The organism is Streptococcus equinus, from assembly GCF_900101445.1.
In the GTDB taxonomy this organism is placed as follows: domain Bacteria; phylum Bacillota; class Bacilli; order Lactobacillales; family Streptococcaceae; genus Streptococcus; species Streptococcus equinus_B.
In genome coordinates, this window is record NZ_FNKE01000001.1 from 1153247 (window position 1) to 1173004 (window position 19758).

Annotated in this window: 19 protein-coding genes; 4 read left to right on the forward strand and 15 right to left on the reverse strand. The window is 37.9% G+C overall.

Features of this window, described 5'->3' with window-relative positions; genetic code table 11:
* Positions 1-37: 37 nt before the first annotated feature.
* From dnaI to BLR83_RS05805, 8 genes are all read right to left on the reverse strand, one after another.
* Positions 38-940, reverse strand: coding sequence for a primosomal protein DnaI (dnaI, locus tag BLR83_RS05770; protein WP_074560813.1), 903 nt, complete (start codon positions 938-940; stop codon positions 38-40).
* 10 nt (positions 941-950) lie between these two features.
* Complete coding sequence (locus tag BLR83_RS05775) at positions 951-2102, reverse strand: DnaD domain protein (RefSeq protein WP_074560814.1); 1152 nt, start codon at positions 2100-2102, stop codon at positions 951-953.
* The gene (gene nrdR / locus BLR83_RS05780; RefSeq protein WP_074560815.1) at positions 2089-2583 is read right to left on the reverse strand and encodes a transcriptional regulator NrdR; all 495 of its coding nucleotides are present in this window, start codon (positions 2581-2583) and stop codon (positions 2089-2091) included. The genes BLR83_RS05775 and nrdR overlap by 14 nt, the downstream gene beginning before the upstream one ends.
* Positions 2584-2764: 181 nt before the next feature.
* A complete protein-coding gene (locus BLR83_RS05785; protein WP_074560816.1) occupies positions 2765-4234 on the reverse strand; it encodes a HAMP domain-containing sensor histidine kinase in 1470 nt (489 codons plus the stop codon).
* Positions 4234-4926: a response regulator transcription factor gene (locus BLR83_RS05790; protein WP_006532917.1), complete on the reverse strand. Its 693-nt coding sequence runs from the start codon at positions 4924-4926 to the stop codon at positions 4234-4236. The genes BLR83_RS05785 and BLR83_RS05790 overlap by 1 nt, the downstream gene beginning before the upstream one ends.
* A gap of 240 nt (positions 4927-5166) precedes the next feature.
* Positions 5167-5703, reverse strand: coding sequence for a YceD family protein (locus BLR83_RS05795; protein WP_074560817.1), 537 nt, complete (start codon positions 5701-5703; stop codon positions 5167-5169).
* A 141-nt stretch (positions 5704-5844) separates the two neighbouring features.
* The gene (htpX, locus tag BLR83_RS05800) at positions 5845-6744 is read right to left on the reverse strand and encodes a zinc metalloprotease HtpX (protein WP_074560818.1); all 900 of its coding nucleotides are present in this window, start codon (positions 6742-6744) and stop codon (positions 5845-5847) included.
* A 111-nt stretch (positions 6745-6855) separates the two neighbouring features.
* Positions 6856-7407, reverse strand: coding sequence for a LemA family protein (locus BLR83_RS05805; protein ID WP_014335211.1), 552 nt, complete (start codon positions 7405-7407; stop codon positions 6856-6858).
* A gap of 289 nt (positions 7408-7696) precedes the next feature.
* Here BLR83_RS05805 and rsmG point away from each other — a divergent pair, with 289 nt between their 5' ends.
* The 3 genes from rsmG to ktrA all read left to right on the forward strand — a co-directional run bounded on the left by rsmG (position 7697) and on the right by ktrA (position 10543).
* On the forward strand, positions 7697-8410 hold the full coding sequence (gene rsmG / locus BLR83_RS05810) for a 16S rRNA (guanine(527)-N(7))-methyltransferase RsmG (RefSeq protein ID WP_074560819.1): 714 nt from the start codon (positions 7697-7699) through the stop codon (positions 8408-8410).
* A 75-nt stretch (positions 8411-8485) separates the two neighbouring features.
* Positions 8486-9859, forward strand: a complete 1374-nt coding sequence (locus BLR83_RS05815; protein WP_074560820.1) for a TrkH family potassium uptake protein — start codon at positions 8486-8488, stop codon at positions 9857-9859.
* A gap of 12 nt (positions 9860-9871) precedes the next feature.
* Positions 9872-10543: a potassium uptake transporter gating subunit KtrA gene (gene ktrA / locus BLR83_RS05820; protein ID WP_074560821.1), complete on the forward strand. Its 672-nt coding sequence runs from the start codon at positions 9872-9874 to the stop codon at positions 10541-10543.
* Positions 10544-10570: 27 nt separating this feature from the next.
* On the opposite strand, the gene BLR83_RS05825 is transcribed toward ktrA, so the two are convergent.
* The 4 genes from BLR83_RS05825 to sstT all read right to left on the reverse strand — a co-directional run bounded on the left by BLR83_RS05825 (position 10571) and on the right by sstT (position 15165).
* Positions 10571-11404 carry an energy-coupling factor transporter transmembrane component T family protein gene (locus BLR83_RS05825; protein WP_074560822.1) on the reverse strand — a complete coding sequence of 278 codons (834 nt, stop codon included), beginning with the start codon at positions 11402-11404 and terminating at the stop codon, positions 10571-10573.
* Positions 11397-13073 carry an ABC transporter ATP-binding protein gene (locus tag BLR83_RS05830; protein ID WP_074560823.1) on the reverse strand — a complete coding sequence of 559 codons (1677 nt, stop codon included), beginning with the start codon at positions 13071-13073 and terminating at the stop codon, positions 11397-11399. The genes BLR83_RS05825 and BLR83_RS05830 overlap by 8 nt, the downstream gene beginning before the upstream one ends.
* A gap of 141 nt (positions 13074-13214) precedes the next feature.
* The gene (locus BLR83_RS05835) at positions 13215-13763 is read right to left on the reverse strand and encodes an ECF-type riboflavin transporter substrate-binding protein (RefSeq protein WP_074560824.1); all 549 of its coding nucleotides are present in this window, start codon (positions 13761-13763) and stop codon (positions 13215-13217) included.
* Positions 13764-13944: 181 nt separating this feature from the next.
* Complete coding sequence (gene sstT, locus BLR83_RS05840) at positions 13945-15165, reverse strand: serine/threonine transporter SstT (protein WP_074560825.1); 1221 nt, start codon at positions 15163-15165, stop codon at positions 13945-13947.
* A gap of 318 nt (positions 15166-15483) precedes the next feature.
* On the opposite strand from sstT, the gene brnQ reads away from it, so the two are divergent.
* Positions 15484-16857 carry a branched-chain amino acid transport system II carrier protein gene (brnQ, locus tag BLR83_RS05845; RefSeq protein WP_074560826.1) on the forward strand — a complete coding sequence of 458 codons (1374 nt, stop codon included), beginning with the start codon at positions 15484-15486 and terminating at the stop codon, positions 16855-16857.
* A gap of 52 nt (positions 16858-16909) precedes the next feature.
* Here brnQ and BLR83_RS05850 read toward each other — a convergent pair whose 3' ends face one another.
* The 3 genes from BLR83_RS05850 to BLR83_RS05860 all read right to left on the reverse strand — a co-directional run bounded on the left by BLR83_RS05850 (position 16910) and on the right by BLR83_RS05860 (position 19716).
* A complete protein-coding gene (locus tag BLR83_RS05850; protein ID WP_074560827.1) occupies positions 16910-17602 on the reverse strand; it encodes a methionine ABC transporter permease in 693 nt (230 codons plus the stop codon).
* Positions 17603-18667 (reverse strand): methionine ABC transporter ATP-binding protein, encoded by a 1065-nt coding sequence (locus BLR83_RS05855; RefSeq protein WP_074560828.1) that lies wholly within the window; start codon positions 18665-18667, stop codon positions 17603-17605.
* Positions 18668-18837: 170 nt separating this feature from the next.
* On the reverse strand, positions 18838-19716 hold the full coding sequence (locus BLR83_RS05860; protein WP_074560829.1) for a MetQ/NlpA family ABC transporter substrate-binding protein: 879 nt from the start codon (positions 19714-19716) through the stop codon (positions 18838-18840).
* Positions 19717-19758: the final 42 nt, after the last annotated feature.

Genomic DNA, 19758 nt, shown 5'->3' on the forward strand with positions numbered 1-19758 from the left:
TCTTTTATCTATTTATCACTTTTAATGATTTATACAATTAGCGTCGATTTTCACCTTGAAGATGAATTTCTCGAGCTAAATAACGGATACGTTCCATGACACGCTTGGCTTGCCAAGTTTCATCACCAGAACGTGAGATTGAGAAGTGTTCTTCAAGCCCCTTAAAATCAAGGTTAGAAGTGAAGAACGTTAGCAGATTTTCTTGCATACGATACTGAAGAATCACTTGGAGCACATCATCGCGAATCCAAGAACTTTGTTGCTCAGCACCAATATCATCTAGTACCAAAATCTCAGATTGCTTAATTTGGTCAATCTGCTCTTTTACCGTACCAGTATTAATGGCATTTTTAATGTCAACACAAAAAGTTGGAAAATGCAAGAGAGTTGTTGACTTGCCATACTTAGCTGACAGACGATTGGCCAAATACGCCATCAAGTAAGATTTCCCGACACCAAAGGTTCCAAAAACATAAAGTCCCTTTTGCGGTTTATCTTCAAGATTTTTAATATAATCATTCAGATAATTATAAATCTCGATACGGTTAGGGTCGCCGAGGTCAATATCATCCGTTGAAATATGTTTTAGACTTGTTGGCAAACCAATCAAGGTCACACGATTTTTGATATCTTGACGTTTTTTAGCTTCTACCAACTCGCGAGTCTCCAAATAAATAACATCAGCATAACCTTCATTCATGCTAAGAGCTGGTTTGTAGCCCTTTGCCACGTATGAAGCATCTTGATTTTGGAACTTCTCACGTTCTACCATAAACTGATTAAACTTAGGAAGACTACGATTAATCTGCTCTTGGGTCAAGCCATTTGACGTGATAAAATCAGCAATTTCCTTATCCGCTAAAATAGCTTGAGTCAATTCATTAAGATCAGTTCGACTTTGGCGAAGCTGTTTAGCCAAGGTTTGTCCGATTTTTTCCATCACTCACTCCTTAATCTTCTAACATGCTACGTCTAAGCTCTTCAAGTTTTGCCTTTTCTTCAGCTGTCGCAACATGTTTGTATTCTTTTGCTGTCCATTCTGGAACATTGGTTTTAGTCACTTTTGCTTTCGCTTTGCGCTCTTTATTTCGTTGCGCAAAACTACGCATCTTAAGAACAGCTGCTTCTGCTGTTGCAATCTTTTGGTAAGCAAAATCATTTGCCACCTTCATGATATAGGGTTTGTTGATATTTGCTGACTGCGTTTTATTCAAAGTGTAAAGAACCATCACATTAATGACTTCGTCTAGAAAATTCATATTAGCTAGTTCTTCTAATACTTTTCGTTCACTTTCAGTCACAACTGCACGGCGCGGCGCTTTGATTTTTTCAAGAAATTCCTTGGCAGATGCTTGCTTAGCTTCTCGGATAATCACTTGCTCTTTAGCATCAAATTGCTCTTTGTTTTGATTATTAGCCGTTTTTTTCTGGTCCAGTTGCACAGTCATTCGTTGTGGTGAAATCTTACCATTAATGGCTGTACTTTTTGCCAGTTGATAAGTGTCAAACCAATTCATGCTGTACTTGTCAGCCAGGCTATAAATCATCACTACATCAGCTTTTTCATCTTTGAATTGCAAGCCGTCGCGTAACATCAAGCGCTCAAAACTATCCAAATCAAAATGATTTTTTGACACTGTCTTAGGCACTTTTGGATTTTCATCAACTGAAAAAATATCAGAGAATTTTTTAGAAATATCACGCGCACCATCAGGCAAAGTCACATCCAACTCAGCCACCGCAACCTCACCAATCCTTTGTTCCAGCATACGACGATAGATAGGATTAGCTAGATAAGTTTCACGATTCAAAGCTGGTTGTAATTTCAAAACATAAGCATCTCGTGTTTGGTATAAAACCAGTAAGTCTACAGCAGTTAAGACAGCCAAAGCCTTCTCAACCTCTTGCATACTCAACTGTAAGTGATTCAAAATCTCACTAAACTTATGACGTTTGATACCATCATCAAAGAAAGCGAGCAGATACTCATATAAAAGCACCGCATGATTCCCGATAACAGGATGATATAGCTGACTTAGGCTATCAGAATCCAACAAAACCTTATTGTTTTTGACATAAGAAAATTCATCAATCGGTCTCATTTAGCTTACTTCTTTTCTTCTTGCTACGCACACGATTCGTAATTTGTTGCAAAAGTTCCTCAATCTCATCAACATCTTTAAATGATTTATAAACTGAGGCAAAACGAACATAAGTAATTTCATCAAGTTCTGCCAGCTCATCCATGACCAGATTACCAATCACAGTACTCGGAACTTCACTCTCGTATTCGCTACGAATTTTTTGTTCAATACGAGACACCACTTGTTCAATATCATCACTTGATACTGGACGTTTTTGTGCGCTTTGAAAAATTCCATTTAGGATTTTTTCACGAGAAAATTGTTCACGCGTTCCATCTTTTTTAATGACTAACAAGGGTAGTTCTTCAACGCGTTCAAAGGTTGTAAAACGCGCATGACAATTTTCACATTCTCGGCGTCGTCGAATCGTATTACCATCTTCTGCTTGACGGCTATCGATGACACTCGATTTATTATAATTACATTTTGGACAACGCATACAAACACCCCATTCTACCAATTATTCTAATACTTAATTTTAACATAAATTCACTCATTATGAAAGTAATACCAGCCCTCGCTGGCTCAGTTGTCGCTTTCCCTTTTCTAACAAAATATCCTGACATACTTCATTAGAAAAACGAACAGACCGAGAAGAGAGCTCAGTCTGTCATTTACTGTTATTTTGCCATAACCCTAGGGATAACCAAAGTAAACTCAGTTCCCTCGTCAACCACACTGCTGACGCTAACTTTGAGGTTATAAGCATCTACGATTTGCTTAAGAATGGCTAAGCCAATTCCAAGCCCACCTTGTGTCGAAACACGATTACGTGACTTATCTGTGCGATAGAAACGTTCAAAAATGTGATTCAAATCCTCTTGAGAGATTCCTTCACCTTCATCTCGAACTTTCACAACCGCATCATCACCTAAAATATCCAAAGTCACATGGATATTTCTACTACCTGAAGAATATTTAACGCCATTATCAATTAAAATCAAAATAGCTTGTTCAAAATGATGTTTGTAAATCTCAGCATAAATACAATCATCAATCGACGACGTCAAAGAAAAACGAAAATCAGGATACAAAATACGGAAATTGCCTAAAACAAGGTCGATAGATTGCTTCAAGTCAGTAATTTCGCCCTTATGCAAATCAAAACTACCTTGAACCCGAACCATATCCAACATATCGTTTACCATAATCGACATTCGATCAGCTTCATGGTAAGCAGCGTCAAGACTTTCACACAATATTTCAGGGTCATCTTTACCCCAACGTTGAAGCAAACCTAGATGCCCTTTAATAACAGCAATCGGTGTTCGCAATTCATGACTAACATCACTAACAAAACGTGTTTGTCGTCTTGCATAACCTTCAATTTGCTCTAGCATATTGTCAAAAGTCGTTGATAATCTCTCAATATCATCACCAGATTTAATATCTGACCTTAAAGCCAAATCACTTGGATTTTCAGAAAGTTCATCTATAAACGCTTGAAACTCTCTTAAAGGCTTTAGGGAACGATGAGAAACCACCAGTAACATTTTAAAAATCAAACAAGCTTCAATCAGTTCAGAAACCAACAAAATCACAACCAAAACATGACGCGCCATATAATAGGTCGTAAGGTCCTGGTAAACCGTCACATAACCGATAACTTCACGGCTATCTTTGGAATAAACTTTTTCACTTTGATAAAAACCATTAAAAGCTGATGAACGATGTTTAATCGTTTCACCAACTTTTCCAATTTTTATTGTCGATAAGACTTTATTGGTTGTCAAAACTAATTGTTTATTTTTATTAAAAACAGACACATCTTGGTTGTCAAAAACCAAGTCATCAATGCCACCCTGCTTATCAAAGATATAAGTTTTATTACCTTCTTCGACAAGTGAACCTGTAGCATTGTACTGTTCCAACAAGTCTAATAATTTTTCTTCTGTTAAAGAAGTTTCTTTAGACAAAAACTCCCTAACAACTTCTGTGGCTTGTTCGGTATTGTAACGGTCTTGTTCAAGAAATATCTGAGTTACCCCAAAATAAATGAGCAAGTTGAAGACCGATAAAATAACCAAAACCCACTGAAGAGACGTTAAGGAAATTTTTTTAGATAATGACTTTTTAAAGTACTTTATCATTATTTTTCTCGAATAATATAACCCATTCCACGAACTGTTTGGATATATGATTCTTTACCAGGAATGTCAATTTTACCACGTAGGTAACGGATGTAAACATCCACGACATTTGTTTCAATGTCTGTATCATAACGCCAAACACTTGCCAAAAGTTCTTCACGTGTCATTACGCGATTAACATTTGAAAGAAGCACGCTCAACAAGTCGTATTCACGTTTTGTTAATGAAATTTCATCATCACCACGCACTGCAGAACGGTTTTGTGGATTCAAACGAAGACCTAAGAGACCTTCTTTTGCTTGACCTTCTTTGTCCTGTTTAGAATTAGCATCTTGACGACGGAATACTGCACGAACACGAGCGAGTAATTCTTCAATAGCAAATGGTTTTACAATATAATCATCTGCTCCACGGTCAAGACCAGCAACAATATCCATAATAGAATCACGAGCAGTCATCATGATAATTGATGTGTCTTTTTCCAAACGAAGACGACGTGTAATTTCGAATCCGTCCATATCAGGTAACATCAAATCTAGTAGGATCAAATCAAAATCATCATCCAATGCAGTTTGAAGCCCTAAACGTCCATTTGTCTCAACAACTACTGAATACCCCTCATGTTGTAATTCTAAAGACACAAAGCGCGCAAGATTTTTTTCATCCTCAATAATTAAAATCTTTTTACTCATTGTCACCAACCTTTTATTTAATGTAAAGATTATAAAATCTAATAATTGCCTAGTACACAGCTATCGTTACCGTTTTAATTTTCGCTCAATTTATGAGAAAGAATCTATCCATCACTCTATCCCTTTTTAATACAATTCTCAAAAATGACCTACTCAGCCAAGTATACTATATTGCCCTAAAAGTATATCAAAGTATAAACGATAATTCAAGAAAATTTTATCTTTTTAATGAAAATTATATTAATCCTCAAACAAGCCATTTAAAGCAGAAAATGGGTTGTTTTCCTTTTTCTTTTCATCCTGTAATGCTTCGTATTGTTCTTCTGTCATGACAGACCAATTTTGTCCTGATGGCATGTCATCTGATTGACGTTCTTCATCACTCAAGACTTGCATAGGAATTGTTAAAAGAATATTATCAATGGCACTTTCTTCCAAATCAATAACATCCTCTTCTAATACTAAAGCAAGATTTTCTTTGACCAAGTCTTCTTTGGCGTGAAGGTCAGCTGACTCAACAAAGACCTCTGAAACGTCTTCAACTTGGTGAACATCAACAGGTTGCATTGAACGACTTGATGGTAAAGTAATAGTATAATCCATTCGATAGTTCAATAAGTACAATCCATCATCGTATGAAACAATTCCGTTTACAGAAACTGCTTTGACGTCTAAAACTTCGCTTGAGCGTTGCATTAATTTTTCTTTAATATTCAAAGATTCATTAAAAGCAACCCCTTCAGCATTTTTCTTTATTTCTGAAATAGCTATCATCATTATTCTACCTCTTTTAAATTTCCTTACCATTATACCAGCTTTTTCAGCTCTTGTCTTTATGATATTGATGTCAAATTCATTATATTAGAATTCTTATGAATAATAGATAAAAGCCCACAATAACTTGTGAGCTTTTACCATTTACATATGACGAAGACGATCGATTCGATCGGCAATAGATGGATGAGTGTTAAAGAGTGAACTAAATCGTTCACCTTTTTTAAGTGGGTCATTGATGTACAAGGCAGCACTAGCCTGGTCTACTGGATGATGCATTGGTGATGAGTCTTCAAGTTTTTGAAGAGCTTTAATCATGCCTTCTGGATTTCGTGTCAATTCCACAGAGCTGGCATCGGCAAGAAATTCGCGTTGACGAGAAATGGCAAGCTGAACTAAAGTTGCAGCAAGTGGTGCCAAGAAAAGTGAAATCAAAGACAAGATGAGCACAATAATCCCCATAGCTCCTTCATCACGATCATTAGAGCGACGACGATTACTTCCACCGAACCACATCATACGACTTCCAAAGCTTGCAATCATTGTCACAGCACTAGCAAGAGCGACAGCAATTGTTGAAATACGAATATCATAATTTCGAATGTGGCTAACTTCGTGTCCGATAACTCCTTCAAGTTCTTCACGATTCATCAAAGCTAACAAACCTGTTGTTGCTGCTACGGCAGCATTTTCAGGACTTGACCCTGTGGCAAAAGCATTAAGCGACTCGTCTTCAACAATAAAGACACGTGGCATCGGAATTTGTGCAACCATAGCCATATCTTCAACGATATGATAAAGCTGCGGCGCTTCTTTCTCAGTCACTTCACGCGCATTGTTCATTGCCATGACGACATTAGTGGATTGAAGAATCATGCTCACTGCATAAATACCACCGATAATCAGAGCAATGACAACACCAAAACTTAAACTATCTAACCAAAGGTATCCAACTGCTGCACCGATAGCTGCCAAAATCAAGAAGAAGACAAAGAGCAAAACAACTGTCTTGCGCTTATTGCTGGCAATTTGATCATATAACATAATTTTCTCTTATAATGAAAGAGTCTCTCTAAGCTCATTGAACCACCTAAAGAGACTCTTTATATTCCTTTCGTTTAAGATAACTTGTCTTAAAAGTTATTTTCGAATTGATTAAAAATCAAATGACACTTTTGGTGTTTCTTTTTCATCTTCAGGTGTTTCCAAGAATTGGCTTGGTTTAAATCCGAAAAGACCTGCAATAATGTTAGTTGGGAATGTTTCCAACTTCACGTTATAGTTTGCTGTTGTTGTGTTGAACAATTGACGTGAATAAGAAATTTTATTTTCAGTATTTGTCAATTCGTCTTGCAATTTAATAAAGCTATTGTTTGCTTTAAGTTCTGGATAATTTTCAGCAACAGCAATCAAGCCTGACAATTGTTTTGTAAGAGCGTTTGAAGCATGCATTGCTTCTGCAGGACTTTGTGCTTGTGCTACTTGGCTACGCAATTCTGTAATTTTAGCAAATGTTTTTTCTTCGTAAGCAGCATAACCTTTAACTGTTTCAATCAAATTTGGAATAAGGTCATTACGACGTTTCAATTGAACATCGATTTGACTCCAAGATTCTTTGGTTTGCATGCGGCTTTTCACAAGTCCATTATAAGCAGTAACTCCCCAGAGTACTAGGACGGCAATGATAGCAATAATAATAAAAATCATAAATTCCTCCTCGGGTATGACACCCATTCTAACTGAATTAAGCTTTCTAACCCCAAGGCTCTAGGTAAAAAGCTTCCCACGAAAACGATTTAAATCTTTTCAAGATTATTATATCAATTTTCATGCCATTCTAAAAGAAATTAGCTAATACCTGCTAAAATTGACCGTATCCGAAACAGGTCATAGATATCACTCCAAAACTTTTTATGGTAAAATAAGGTGATATAGATTGAAATGGAAAGGACACTTAAAGAAAGGGAGTTTAAATCACTTTCTTTAAACAAACAATATGACACCTGAAGAATTTTATGACAAACTTCGTCAGCAAGGCTTTGACTTGACTGATACTCAAAAGACACAATTCGAACGCTACTTCGAGCTTTTGGTTGAATGGAATCAAAAAATCAATTTGACAGCCATCACTGACAAAGAAGGCGTTTATCTTAAACACTTCTACGATTCTATCGCACCTGTTTTGCAAGGCAAAATCACTAACCAAGATATCCGCCTCTTGGATATCGGAGCTGGAGCTGGTTTTCCAAGTATTCCTATTAAAATCTTGTGCCCAGCTATTGATGTCACAATCATCGATTCACTAAACAAACGCATCAATTTCCTTAACCTTTTGGCTGACGAGCTTGGTTTAGACGGCGTTCACTTCTACCATGGACGCGCTGAAGATTTTGGACAAGACAAGGCTTTTCGCGCAAGCTATGACATCGTAACAGCACGCGCTGTTGCCCGTCTTCAAGTTCTAACAGAATTAACTATTCCTTTCTTGAAAGTCGGCGGTCAATTGATTGCTCTTAAAGCTTCTGCTGCCGAAGAAGAATTAGCTGATGCTAAAAATGCTATGTCAGTGCTCTTTTCAAAACTTGTTGAAAACTATCACTATGAATTGCCAAATGGTGACAGTCGTCAAATCACTATTCTTGAAAAGAAAAAAGAAACACCAAACAAATACCCACGCAAAGCTGGTATGCCAAACAAAAAACCTCTTTAATGGGATGATACAAAAACTAAGTGGCTTGGTATAATAGCCACTTAATTGCTATCTTTATGGAAAGGGATATTTCAATTGACTAGATTTTTAAAACGGCTATCTGGCACTCAACGGTTAACCTTTAGTTTTTTGATTGTTATCTTAATAGGTAGTATCTTATTATCACTTCCTATTACCCACTACCAAAACGCCCCAGCAACAGGCTATCTTGACCACTTATTTACAGTAGTTTCGATGGTTTGTGTGACTGGTTTATCGGTCTTTCCTGTGGCAAATGTCTACAATGGTCTTGGACAAGTCATTGCAGTCATTTTGATGCAAATTGGTGGTCTTGGTCTGGTAACCTTACTTGCCGTTAGTACCTACATCCTTAGAAAAAGGATGAACTTATCTGAACAACATATCTTACAATCCGCTCTTAGCTATGACAATAGCGGTCACCTTAAACGTTATTTGTTCAACGTTTATAAGATTACCTTTATTATTGAAAGCTTGATTGCAGCGCTATTTCTCATTGATTTTATTCCGAGATTTGGACTGGGACACGGGATTTTCAATGCTATCTTCCTAGCAGTTTCTGCTTTTTGTAATGCTGGTTTTGATAACCTTGGTGGAGATAGTTTAAAACCTTTTGTTCTCAATCCACTGCTCAATCTGCTCTTTATGGCTTTGATTATCTCTGGGGGGATTGGTTTTGCTGTTTGGGTTGATATCAAACGAGCTATCAAGCACTTCTTTGCAGATAGACCTTATCGCCTTAAAACCTTTACACGTCAGCTAAGCAATCAAACACGATTGGTACTTGCTACTACAGCTGTTCTCTTACTTTTAGGAACTGTGTTAACTTGGCTTATCGAGGCTAATAACCCTAAAACCATTGGGCAATACAATCCATTCCAGCAATTTATGGTTAGCTTATTTCAAACAGTCACAATGAGGACTGCTGGTTTTGCAACCATTTCTTATCTGGACACTCATCCTGCTACTAACATCCTCTATATGATTCAGATGATTATCGGTGGTGCTCCTGGTGGTACTGCTGGCGGGGTGAAAGTGACAACGGTAGCCATTACCTTCTTGCTTTTTAAATCAGAATTAGCCGGTCAAACGGAAGTCACCTTCCGCCACCGCATCATTCCAAATCGTGTCATCAAACAAACGTTGACAGTTCTGATTTTCTTCTTCTCAGTCTTAATTGTTGGCTATGTGCTTCTTCTTCAACTAGAACCACATCACGACCCTTTGCCACTGCTATTCGAAGCTGTCTCTGCCATTGCTACGGTCGGGGTTTCCATGGATTTAACACCACAATTATCAACTGGTGGAAGACTTATTATCATGGCTATGATGTTTATCGGACGTGTCGGTCCGCTTACCGTTCTTCTTAGCCTACTTCAAAAGAAAGAAAAAGATATTCAATACGCACAGACAAATATTACCGTCGGTTAGAGAGGGAAATTTATGAGAAAAAAAATATTTGGTGTTCTTGGCCTTGGGATTTTCGGACGAAATGTCGCCAAAGAACTTAGTAAATTTGAACAAGACGTTATCGCAATCGACATCAACCCAAGCCTTGTTCAAAATGTTTCTGACGTGGTCAAAAAAGCTGCCGTTGGAGACATTACTGACATTGACTTTTTGAAAGCTCTTGGGATTAACCAATGTGACACTGTCGTGGTCGCTACTGGTAACAACCTCGAATCATCAGTTTTAGCAGTGATGCACTGTAAAAAACTAGGGGTGAAAAATATCATCGCTAAAGCTAAAACCAAAACTTATGAAGAAGTCCTTTACGGTATCGGGGCTAGTAAAGTCATCATGCCAGAACGAGACTCAGGTAAACGTGTCGCTGCCAATATGCTTCGCCATCACATCGAAAACATTGTTCATTTAGAAGAAAAATTAGCTATGGTAGAATTCTCTGTTCCAGATTCTTGGGTTGGTAAAAATCTGATTCAACTAGATGTTCGAAACAAATACGAAATCAATATCATCGGTACTCGTCAAACAACATCATCTGCTATCGATACCCACATTGATCCCAATAAAGCATTTGAAGCTGATACAGAAGTCATTGCAATTGCCAGTGATGATACCTTTGAAAAATTCGATTACCTTGGTTATTTGAAATAAAAAAGCTAGCTCTAAAAGAGCTAGCTTTTATATTTGCCATGGATTGTAAAATCTGCCATGATTCCATTTGAAAAGTAATAATGTCACCACCACAAGCAAAGCAGCTAAAACAATTGTCACAATATCTGCTGGGGTGAAATTTTTATAAGTGTACCAAGTACGCTTTTTATTTTTCCCGAAACGGCGCAGCTCCATCGCAGTTGAGACCGTGTCAATACGTTCAAGAGAGCTGAAAATCAAGGGAATCACAATTTGTAAATTTCCTTTGATGCGCGCTAGCAATTTCTCTTTTTTAGATAATTCAAGACCGCGAGCTTCTTGAGACATTCGAATCATGTAAAATTCTTCCTGCACGTCTGGAATGTAGCGCAGCGTTAAGCTAACGGCATAAGCCACTTTATAAGGAACACCAATTTGATTAAGGCTTGATGCAAATTGACTTGGATGGGTTGTCATCAAAAACAGAACTGCCAAGGGCACTGTACAGAAGTATTTTAAGGCCAAATTAAAGAGATAAAATAATTCCTGACTAGTTAGATAGAAACGCCCGTAACCTTGCCATAAGACCGTTTTAGCGCCGTATATGCTCTCACCATAACTTGGTTCAAATAAATAGACCATTATCACATTCAAAAGCGCAAAGAAGCCGATGAATTTAATGACAAAGGATACTTGGCTCCAACGGATATTTGCCAATTTAAATAACAACAGCGAAGTCAAAGCAACAAGAGCAATCAAGCGTGTGTCATAAGTCGTCATGCAAGCCACAGATACCAAGATGAAGAAGATTAATTTACTAGCTCCTGACAAATGGTATAAAAAGCCTTGACCAGATTGATACCCAAGAAAATGATTAGCCATTACATCCTCCTTGCTGTTTAATATAATAATGCGTCAAATCAATCGGATTAATGCCCAATTTTTCAGCCAGGTCAAAAAGACTTGTTTTTTTCAAGTTAGCTTTTTCCAAAACGTCGCCTTGATTAAAGAGGGCCACTGGTGAACAGTCAGCAATGATTTTCCCATCACTCACCACGATACTACGGTCTGAGTATTCTAACATCAGCTGCATATCATGCGTAATCATAATAATGGTATGTCCAGCTTTATTGAGCTGATTAAGGAAGGTCATGATTTCAGTGTAATGACGCTTATCTTGCCCGGCAGTCGGCTCATCCAGTAAAATAATCTCCGGATTCATGACCAAAACAGAAGCAATGGTCACGCGTTTCTTCTGCCCAAATGACAAAGCAGAAATAGGCCACTTACGAAATTCATACAAGCCACAAATTTTCAAAGTCTCAAGAACACGTCTTTCAATTTCTTGCTCACCCACACCACGCAAACGAAGCCCTAGGGCTACCTCATCAAAAATCATGGTTTGACTAATCATTTGATTTGGATTTTGAAGGACGTAGCCGATTTTCTCAGCGCGTTCCTTGATAGAATCTTGCATGATAGATTGGCCTTGGTAGCAAATATCTCCAGCTGGTTTGATGAATTGACAAAGAGCTTTAGCTAGGGTTGATTTCCCAGCTCCATTTTTTCCAACAATAGCAATGCGTTCACCCTTATGAATAGCAAAGCTGACATCTTTTAAAATCGGAGTATCGGGCTGATAAGCAAACTGCAGTTGTTTCACTTCTAGAATTGGTTCTGCTGGCACCAAATTTCCTGATTGGCTCAAACCTGTCACAGTAATGTCTGACAAGTCCAGTTGATTTAAATCTGATAAATGCTCCGCTTTTGTCACATCGACATTTAAATCTTTTAAAGCTGTCACATAAAGAGGCTCACGAATCCCATTTTCAACCAGTAAGTTACTCTTTAACAAATCATCAGGATGCCCATCAAATAGAATCTGACCGTCGTTAACTAAAACGACCTTATCCACCTGACGATAAAGCACATCCTCAAGACGGTGCTCAATAATAATCGTTGTCGTTTGTCCTTCTTGGTGAATACGATCAATCAGTTCAATCGTTTCTTGTCCAGATTTAGGGTCTAAATTTGCCAGCGGCTCATCAAAAAGCAAAATCGGACTCTCGTCAATCAAGACACCTGCTAAGCTCACGCGCTGCTTCTGACCACCCGATAAATCTTGTGGACGACTGTCTAGAAATGCCGTCAAATCGAGCTTATCAGCCCAATAATTGACCTTATCAGTCATTTGAGACAAAGGAAGGCAATCATTTTCAAGCGCAAAAGCTAAGTCTTCTGCCACTGTTAGACCGATAAATTGACCATCCGGGTCTTGCAAGACCGTAGACACAAGATGCGATTTATCATAAATCGACAAATCAAAAGCATCTTTACCTGCAATGGTTAATTGACCACTTTTTTCTCCGTGATTAATATTTGGAATAATCCCATTTAAACATTGTCCAATGGTTGATTTTCCTGATCCCGATGGTCCAACAATCAAGACCTTCTGCCCTTTTTCAATGGACAGATTAAGGGATTTTAGTGTTGGCTCTGCTTGAGCATCATATTTAAAAGTGAAATCCTTAAACTGAATAAGGGGTTCCATGAATCTTCTCCTAAAAAATGATTAAGAGTAGGACAACTTTGTCATCCTACCCCGTTAAAAACGGCTCGCATAAGAGCCTGGATAATACTAGAATGCTATCTTATAGCCAAAACAGAACTTCTAGCCCTGCTTTTCAAAAACTTAATCTTTTGTTAGGCTACCTGATTGTGTGCGTGTTTTTGAATAAACCGCTAAAAGCAATGACCCACCAATAGCAATTGTCAAGCTATTAATGATTGCTGATATAATCCCTTGTGTAAAAACTTTGCTTGCTGGTTCGCTATAAATCAAAATATCTCCATAAGGTGCGATAATTCCCCAACCAATAACGTTAGCTAGAATTTGTGCACCGTTAAACCAAGCCAAATCTTTTCCAGTTAATTGCCCTTTTTCGATCTTAATTTTTTTAGCTACAAGACCAATCGCTAGACCAATCAAACCACTCACAAGAACCCATGTCCACCATGGTGAACCGTATTGAAGGGCGTCTTTCAAAGCATGACCGATAAAGCCAGAAAAGAATCCAACAGTCGGACCGTAAATGACTGCAAACAAAGCAACCACAGCGTATTGTAGTTGGATATTTGTATTTGGAATAGGTGTTGGAATATTGATCAATGTCCCGATAATGATAAACAGTGCAGCCCCAATCCCTGTAGCCACAACCGTCTTAATGGAATTATTTTTCATGACTTATTCTCCTTTATAATAAACTCATCTATTTTTCTAAGTAAAATGCTTTAGAAACCTTATTTTAATGCCGTTTTATTTTACCACAAATAAGGTACATTTTAAAGGTGCTTATTTTTTGAGCCAGCCATAAAAAGACTTTATATAAAAATAGCTGAGCTTTCGCCCAGCTATTAGTCAGTTAATTAGCTTTTTTCTTTTTACCCCAAACAGATTTTTCAGCAACTGCTGTAAAGAGAACATCTGTTGAAGAATTTAGTGCTGTTTCACATGAGTCTTGAACAACACCAACAATAAATCCGACACCAACTACTTGCATTGCAAGGTCATTTGAAATACCAAACAAGCTACATGCAACTGGAACTAAAAGAAGTGACCCTCCAGTAACTCCTGATGCCCCACAAGCAGACACAGCAGATAAAACACTTAGTAAGAAAGCTGTTGGAAAATCAACGTGAATGCCAAGTGTATTAACCGCGGCAAGCGTCAAGACATTGATTGTAATCGCAGCACCACCCATATTAATTGTGGCACCAAGTGGGATAGATACTTTATAAGTATCTTTATTCAAGCCTAACTCTTCACAAAGTTTCATATTAACAGGAATGTTAGCTGCAGAACTACGTGTGAAGAAGGCTGTCAATCCAGAATCTTTCAAGCAACGGAAAACCAATGGGTATGGGTTCTTGCGCATGAATAGAAAGGCGATCAATGGATTAATGACCAAGGCTACAAAAAACATAGTTCCCACAAGAGCTAAAATCAAGAAACCATAGTTCGCTAAAATCTTAACTCCGTTATCTGAGATTGTCTTAAAGACAAGACCCAAGATACCAAATGGTGCTAAATTAATAATCCAACGAACCACTTGTGACGTAACATCAGCGATGGTTTGTAAAAGCTCTTTCGTTTCTTTATTTGAATTTCTAAAAGCAAGACCAAAGATAACAGCCCAAGTCAATACACCAATATAGTTAGCTGTTCCCAATGCATTAATTGGGTTATCAACCATTTTTAGTAGAAGACTGTGGAAAACTTGCCCAACCCCTTCAGGAGATGACAATTTTGGTTGCGTGGCAGTATCCAAGGTAAGGGTGATTGGGAAAAGGTAATTCACCACAACCGCTACTAGGGCAGCTGCTAAGGTCCCAACAAGATAAAGCCCAATAATCGTTGACATATTGGTCTTTTGTCCTTTTTCATTTTGTGACAATGCACTAGCAACCAAAACAAAGACAAGTAATGGCGCTACCGCTTTAAGCCCACCAACGAACAAATCACCTAGGATACCAATAGCTGAAACCTTAGGAAGAGTCATTCCTAAAATGAATCCAAGAATGACACCAATGATGATTCGTTTGATGAGACTAGTTCTATTCCAAACATTAATAAATCGTTTCATGGTAGCTCCTCAAAAAAATATTAACGGTTTTAATCATAATATAAAACGGGCACTTCGTCAAACGAATAATGGGAGTTTTTATGCCATGACAGCGCTTTAAATACGGATTTTTTCAATTTTTTGAAAATTTTGTGATTATTTCTAACATGACTTATCCTTGATATGACAACAAATGTCAGCTTTTTAGCAAAAAAACAGCGATTTTCTTCTATTGACGTTAGAAATGGAGTTCGATATAATAAGCTGCACATTATTTTGCTTAATGAGAGAGTTTAACTAAGCAAAATATCATCTTGTTTGTTTATTAGGAGGACATTAATGAAACCTGTCAAAAATATCTATATTATCATCGGTTTCATGTTATTTGCTTTATTCTTTGGGGCAGGTAATCTGATTTATCCCGCCTTTTTAGGGATATATTCTGGTAGTAACCTTGCGTTAGCCATTCTTGGTTTCTGTTTAACTGGTGTGACCCTCCCGCTTTTAGGGGTCGTCGCAGTAGCCTACTCAGGTGCGAGTGATATTGAAGATTTTGCACGTCCAGTTTCTCGTCACTATGCTTTGCTATTTTCAATCGCACTTTACTTATCAATCGGGCCATTCTTCGCCATTCCAAGAACAGGTGCAACTTCGTTTTCAATTGGTATTGAACCTATCTTTGGTGACAATCTGATTGCTAAAGTAATCTACGGTTTGGTCTTCTTTGGGATTTCTTACTTTTTAGCGATTAAACCAAATAAAATCGCAGACCGTATCGGGAAATACCTAACACCTGCGCTTTTGATTATCATCGCGATTTTAGTCGTGGCTTCATTTGTAAAACCAGCTGGTGATATCGGAACAGCTTATAACGCTGCCAATGATATCAGTAATGCCTTTAAAGATGTTCCATTCGTTGCTGGACTCATTCAAGGTTACGGAACAATGGATGCTCTTGCTTCACTTGCTTTTGCTATTATCGTTATCGATGCCAGCAAATCACACGGTGCTAAAGGAAAAGCAGAAGTTGCTACACTTACTTTCAAATCAGGATTAATCGCTACTGTACTACTTGCTCTTATTTATATCTTTGTAGCTCGTATCGGAGCTTCATCACAAAATCTCTTTGATTTTGTCAATGGACACTTTATGTTTAAAGGTGAAGCAATCGATGGTGGTAACATTCTTGGACAAGCGGCTCACTTCTATCTTGGAAGTATCGGACAAATCATCCTTGCCGCAGCTATCTTCCTTGCTTGCTTAACAACATCAACTGGTTTGATTACTGCCTGTGCAGAGTACTTCCACAAATTGCAACCAAAAGTATCTCACGTTGCTTGGGCAACTATTTTCACTTTGATTGCTCTATTCTTCTACTTCGGTGGCCTTTCTGAATTGATCAAATGGTCACTTCCAGTACTTTACTTGCTCTATCCATTAACAGTCGTTATTATCTTCTTAGCCTTGCTATCAAAATTCTTCAAGAAAGATCGCATCGTTTACCAAATTACAATTGGTTTTGCAGCTATCCCAGCTCTTTACGATGCCCTTTCAACACTTGCAAAAATGACTGGACTTTTCAGCCTACCAGCAAGCCTTGTTAATTTCTTCAATGGATTCGTGCCACTCGGACAATTCTCCCTTGAATGGATTAGCTTTGCCATCGTTGGATTCATTATTGGATTTATCCTACACAAAACTAAAAAAGCTTAATAACACCAAAAAGGAAGTTTCGATTGAAACTTCCTTTTTTCTATTTCCATTATTATTTATGACTAAGTTTTTTGGTTAAGAAATCACCGACAAATTGGATGATAAAGACGAGAACCAAGATACATAGTGTCGCGATAATTGTAACATCCGTTGCTGAGCGGTTATAACCATAATAGATGGCAATGTAACCAAGTCCACCAGCACCGATGGCACCAGCCATTGCTGTTTCACCGATGAGTGAGATAAGAGTCACAGTTGACACACGAATCAATTCTGGCAAACCTTCGCTAAGGTAAATCTTGATAATATCCCAAAGTGTCGCACCAGAAGCTTGTGCCGCCTCGATAACCCCCTTGTCCATTTCAGAAAAGACTACTTGAACTTGACGAGCATAAAAGGCAAAGGTTGCCGCAGACAATGGAATCAAAGCCGCTGTTTTACCAAGGTTTGTTCCAACAAGAGCATAAGTGAACCCTTTTAAAATCGCAAGCAAGATAATAAATGGAATGGCACGCACAATTGACGTGAAAATATCCAAGACTTTAAAACCGAATCGGTTACTCAAAACGCCATTTGGTCCTGTTAGAACCAAGAATAAGCCCATAACAAGCCCTAAAAGACCACCGATAACAAAAGACCAACCTGTCATGTAAATAGTCGCTGAAAAGGCATCTGACCAAGAATTTGTCCCTTCCCAACCAATGCGATAAACATCAGGCATATTTGTAGAAATCCATTCAATCATTTAGGCACCTCGTTTCAATACTGTTAATTCGATTCCAGCAGCAACAATGGCTTCTTGCGCACCTGCAAGTGCAAAGGCTTCACCAGACAAGACAACAATCATCTCGCCAACTGGTGTATCATCCAAGATTTCAATATTTCCGTAAAGAATATTGGCTGTAACTTCGAATTGTTTGTAGATTTGGTTAAGAATTGGTTCATCAGTTGATGTTCCTGCGTACTTCAATTGAACAAGCAAGTCATCTTTTGGCAGATTTTGTACAATAGCTTGTTTTTCAATTTTAACCAAGGCATCTTCAATACCAGTTGCTGTTTTGATGAATTCTTGGGTCAATGGTTCTTTAGGATTTGAGAAGATGTCCAGAACTGATCCTTCTTCAATCAAGCGACCATTTTGCATAACAGCGACACGGTGGCAGATGTCTTTGACAATTTGCATTTCGTGGGTAATCATAACCACTGTCAAACCAAGTTTTTGGTTCAATTCTTGCAGCAATGCCAAAATTTGTTTGGTTGTTTTTGGGTCAAGAGCTGATGTTGATTCATCAGAAATCAAAATTTCTGGGTCATTAGCAAGTGCACGCGCAATCGCCACACGTTGTTTTTGACCACCAGATAATTGTGATGGATAGTTTTCAGCTCGATCAGCTAAACCTACCAATTCCAACAATTCAGCGACTTTTTGATCTTTTTCCTCTTTGCTTAATTTTGAATGACGAAGAGCAAATGCCACATTTTGGCGTGCTGTTTTTTGTGCCATCAAATTAAAGTGTTGGAAAATCATTCCAATTTTTTGACGTTTTTGACGAAGGGCAGCTCCTTTTAATTGAACTTTTCCATCTGAAAATGTCACGTCATCACCAATTGTGATTTTTCCTGCTGTTGGGGCTTGTAACAAATTAATGGTACGTACCAAAGTTGATTTTCCGGCACCAGAATACCCAACAATTCCATAAATATCGCCTTTATTAATCGCAATTGAAACGTCTTTTACCGCTTCAATCACACGTTTTTTCTGGCGAAAAGTAATATCGATATGCTCTAAATTAATAATCGGTTTTGTCATAACTCTTACTCAACTCCTCAAGATTTACTCACTTATTGTCTTATCAATTCTATCATTTTAAAACAATTTTCAAAACTTTCCAACATCATATTCTACCATATTCTGTTGTTTTTAAAAATAGAGAATGGCGTGTTTCACACACGCCAGCTCTAAATCTTCAATAAAATCCTTTAGTCTTTAGAAGAAATTTTTGCACCCTTCCATGCTGGGATATCAACGTTATTTGAAGCATCTTGGATGACTTTACCAACTTCGTCAGTTTGGTAAACTGAAATCAAAGTCTTGATAGCTTTAGCTTTATCAGATTTCTTCCAATCTTTTTGAGCAGCAATGACGTTAACCCATTGGTCTGAGTTTTTATCAACTGCTTCTTTGTAAAGTGTTGTTTTGTAATCAACTTTTGCTGCTTGAGCGTAAGAGTTGTTAACGATAGCTGCATCGACTGATGACAATGTTGAAGCCGTTTGTGCAGCATCAACTTCTTTGATATCTAAATCTTTAGGATTTGATGAAATGTTCTTGATTGTTGCAAGTTCGTCACCATTAACGTCCAATTTAATCAAACCTGCTGATTGAAGAAGGTAAAGAGCACGGCTTTCATTTGAAGCATCATTTGGAACTGAGATAGTTGCTTTGTTAGGAATGCCTTTGACATCAGTGTATTTAGCTTTGCCATTTTCTGTACCTGAGAAGATACGAATCGGGCTAAGAAGTGTGTCAGCGGCTTCTACCAAAGTTCCTTTATTTTCAGAATTCCAGTTGTTCAAGAAGTATTTGTGTTGGAAGGCATTGACATCAACTTCACCATTTTGAAGGGCTTCGTTTGGTTGGTTGTAATCAGTGAACTCAACCAATTCGATTTCCACGCCTTTGTCTTTAGCCAATTCTTTGACTTTATCCCAAAGTGGTTCAGTTGCATCATCCAAAGTCATGATACCAACTTTAAGTTTTGAATCATTTGAAGCTGATTTTGAACCACCACATGCTGCCAACAAAACAGTTGAAGCAAGTGCTACGCTAGCCAATCCAAGTAATTTTTTTAATTTCATATCTATTTTCCTCTTTTCATTTAACTCGTGATATCATTCTAA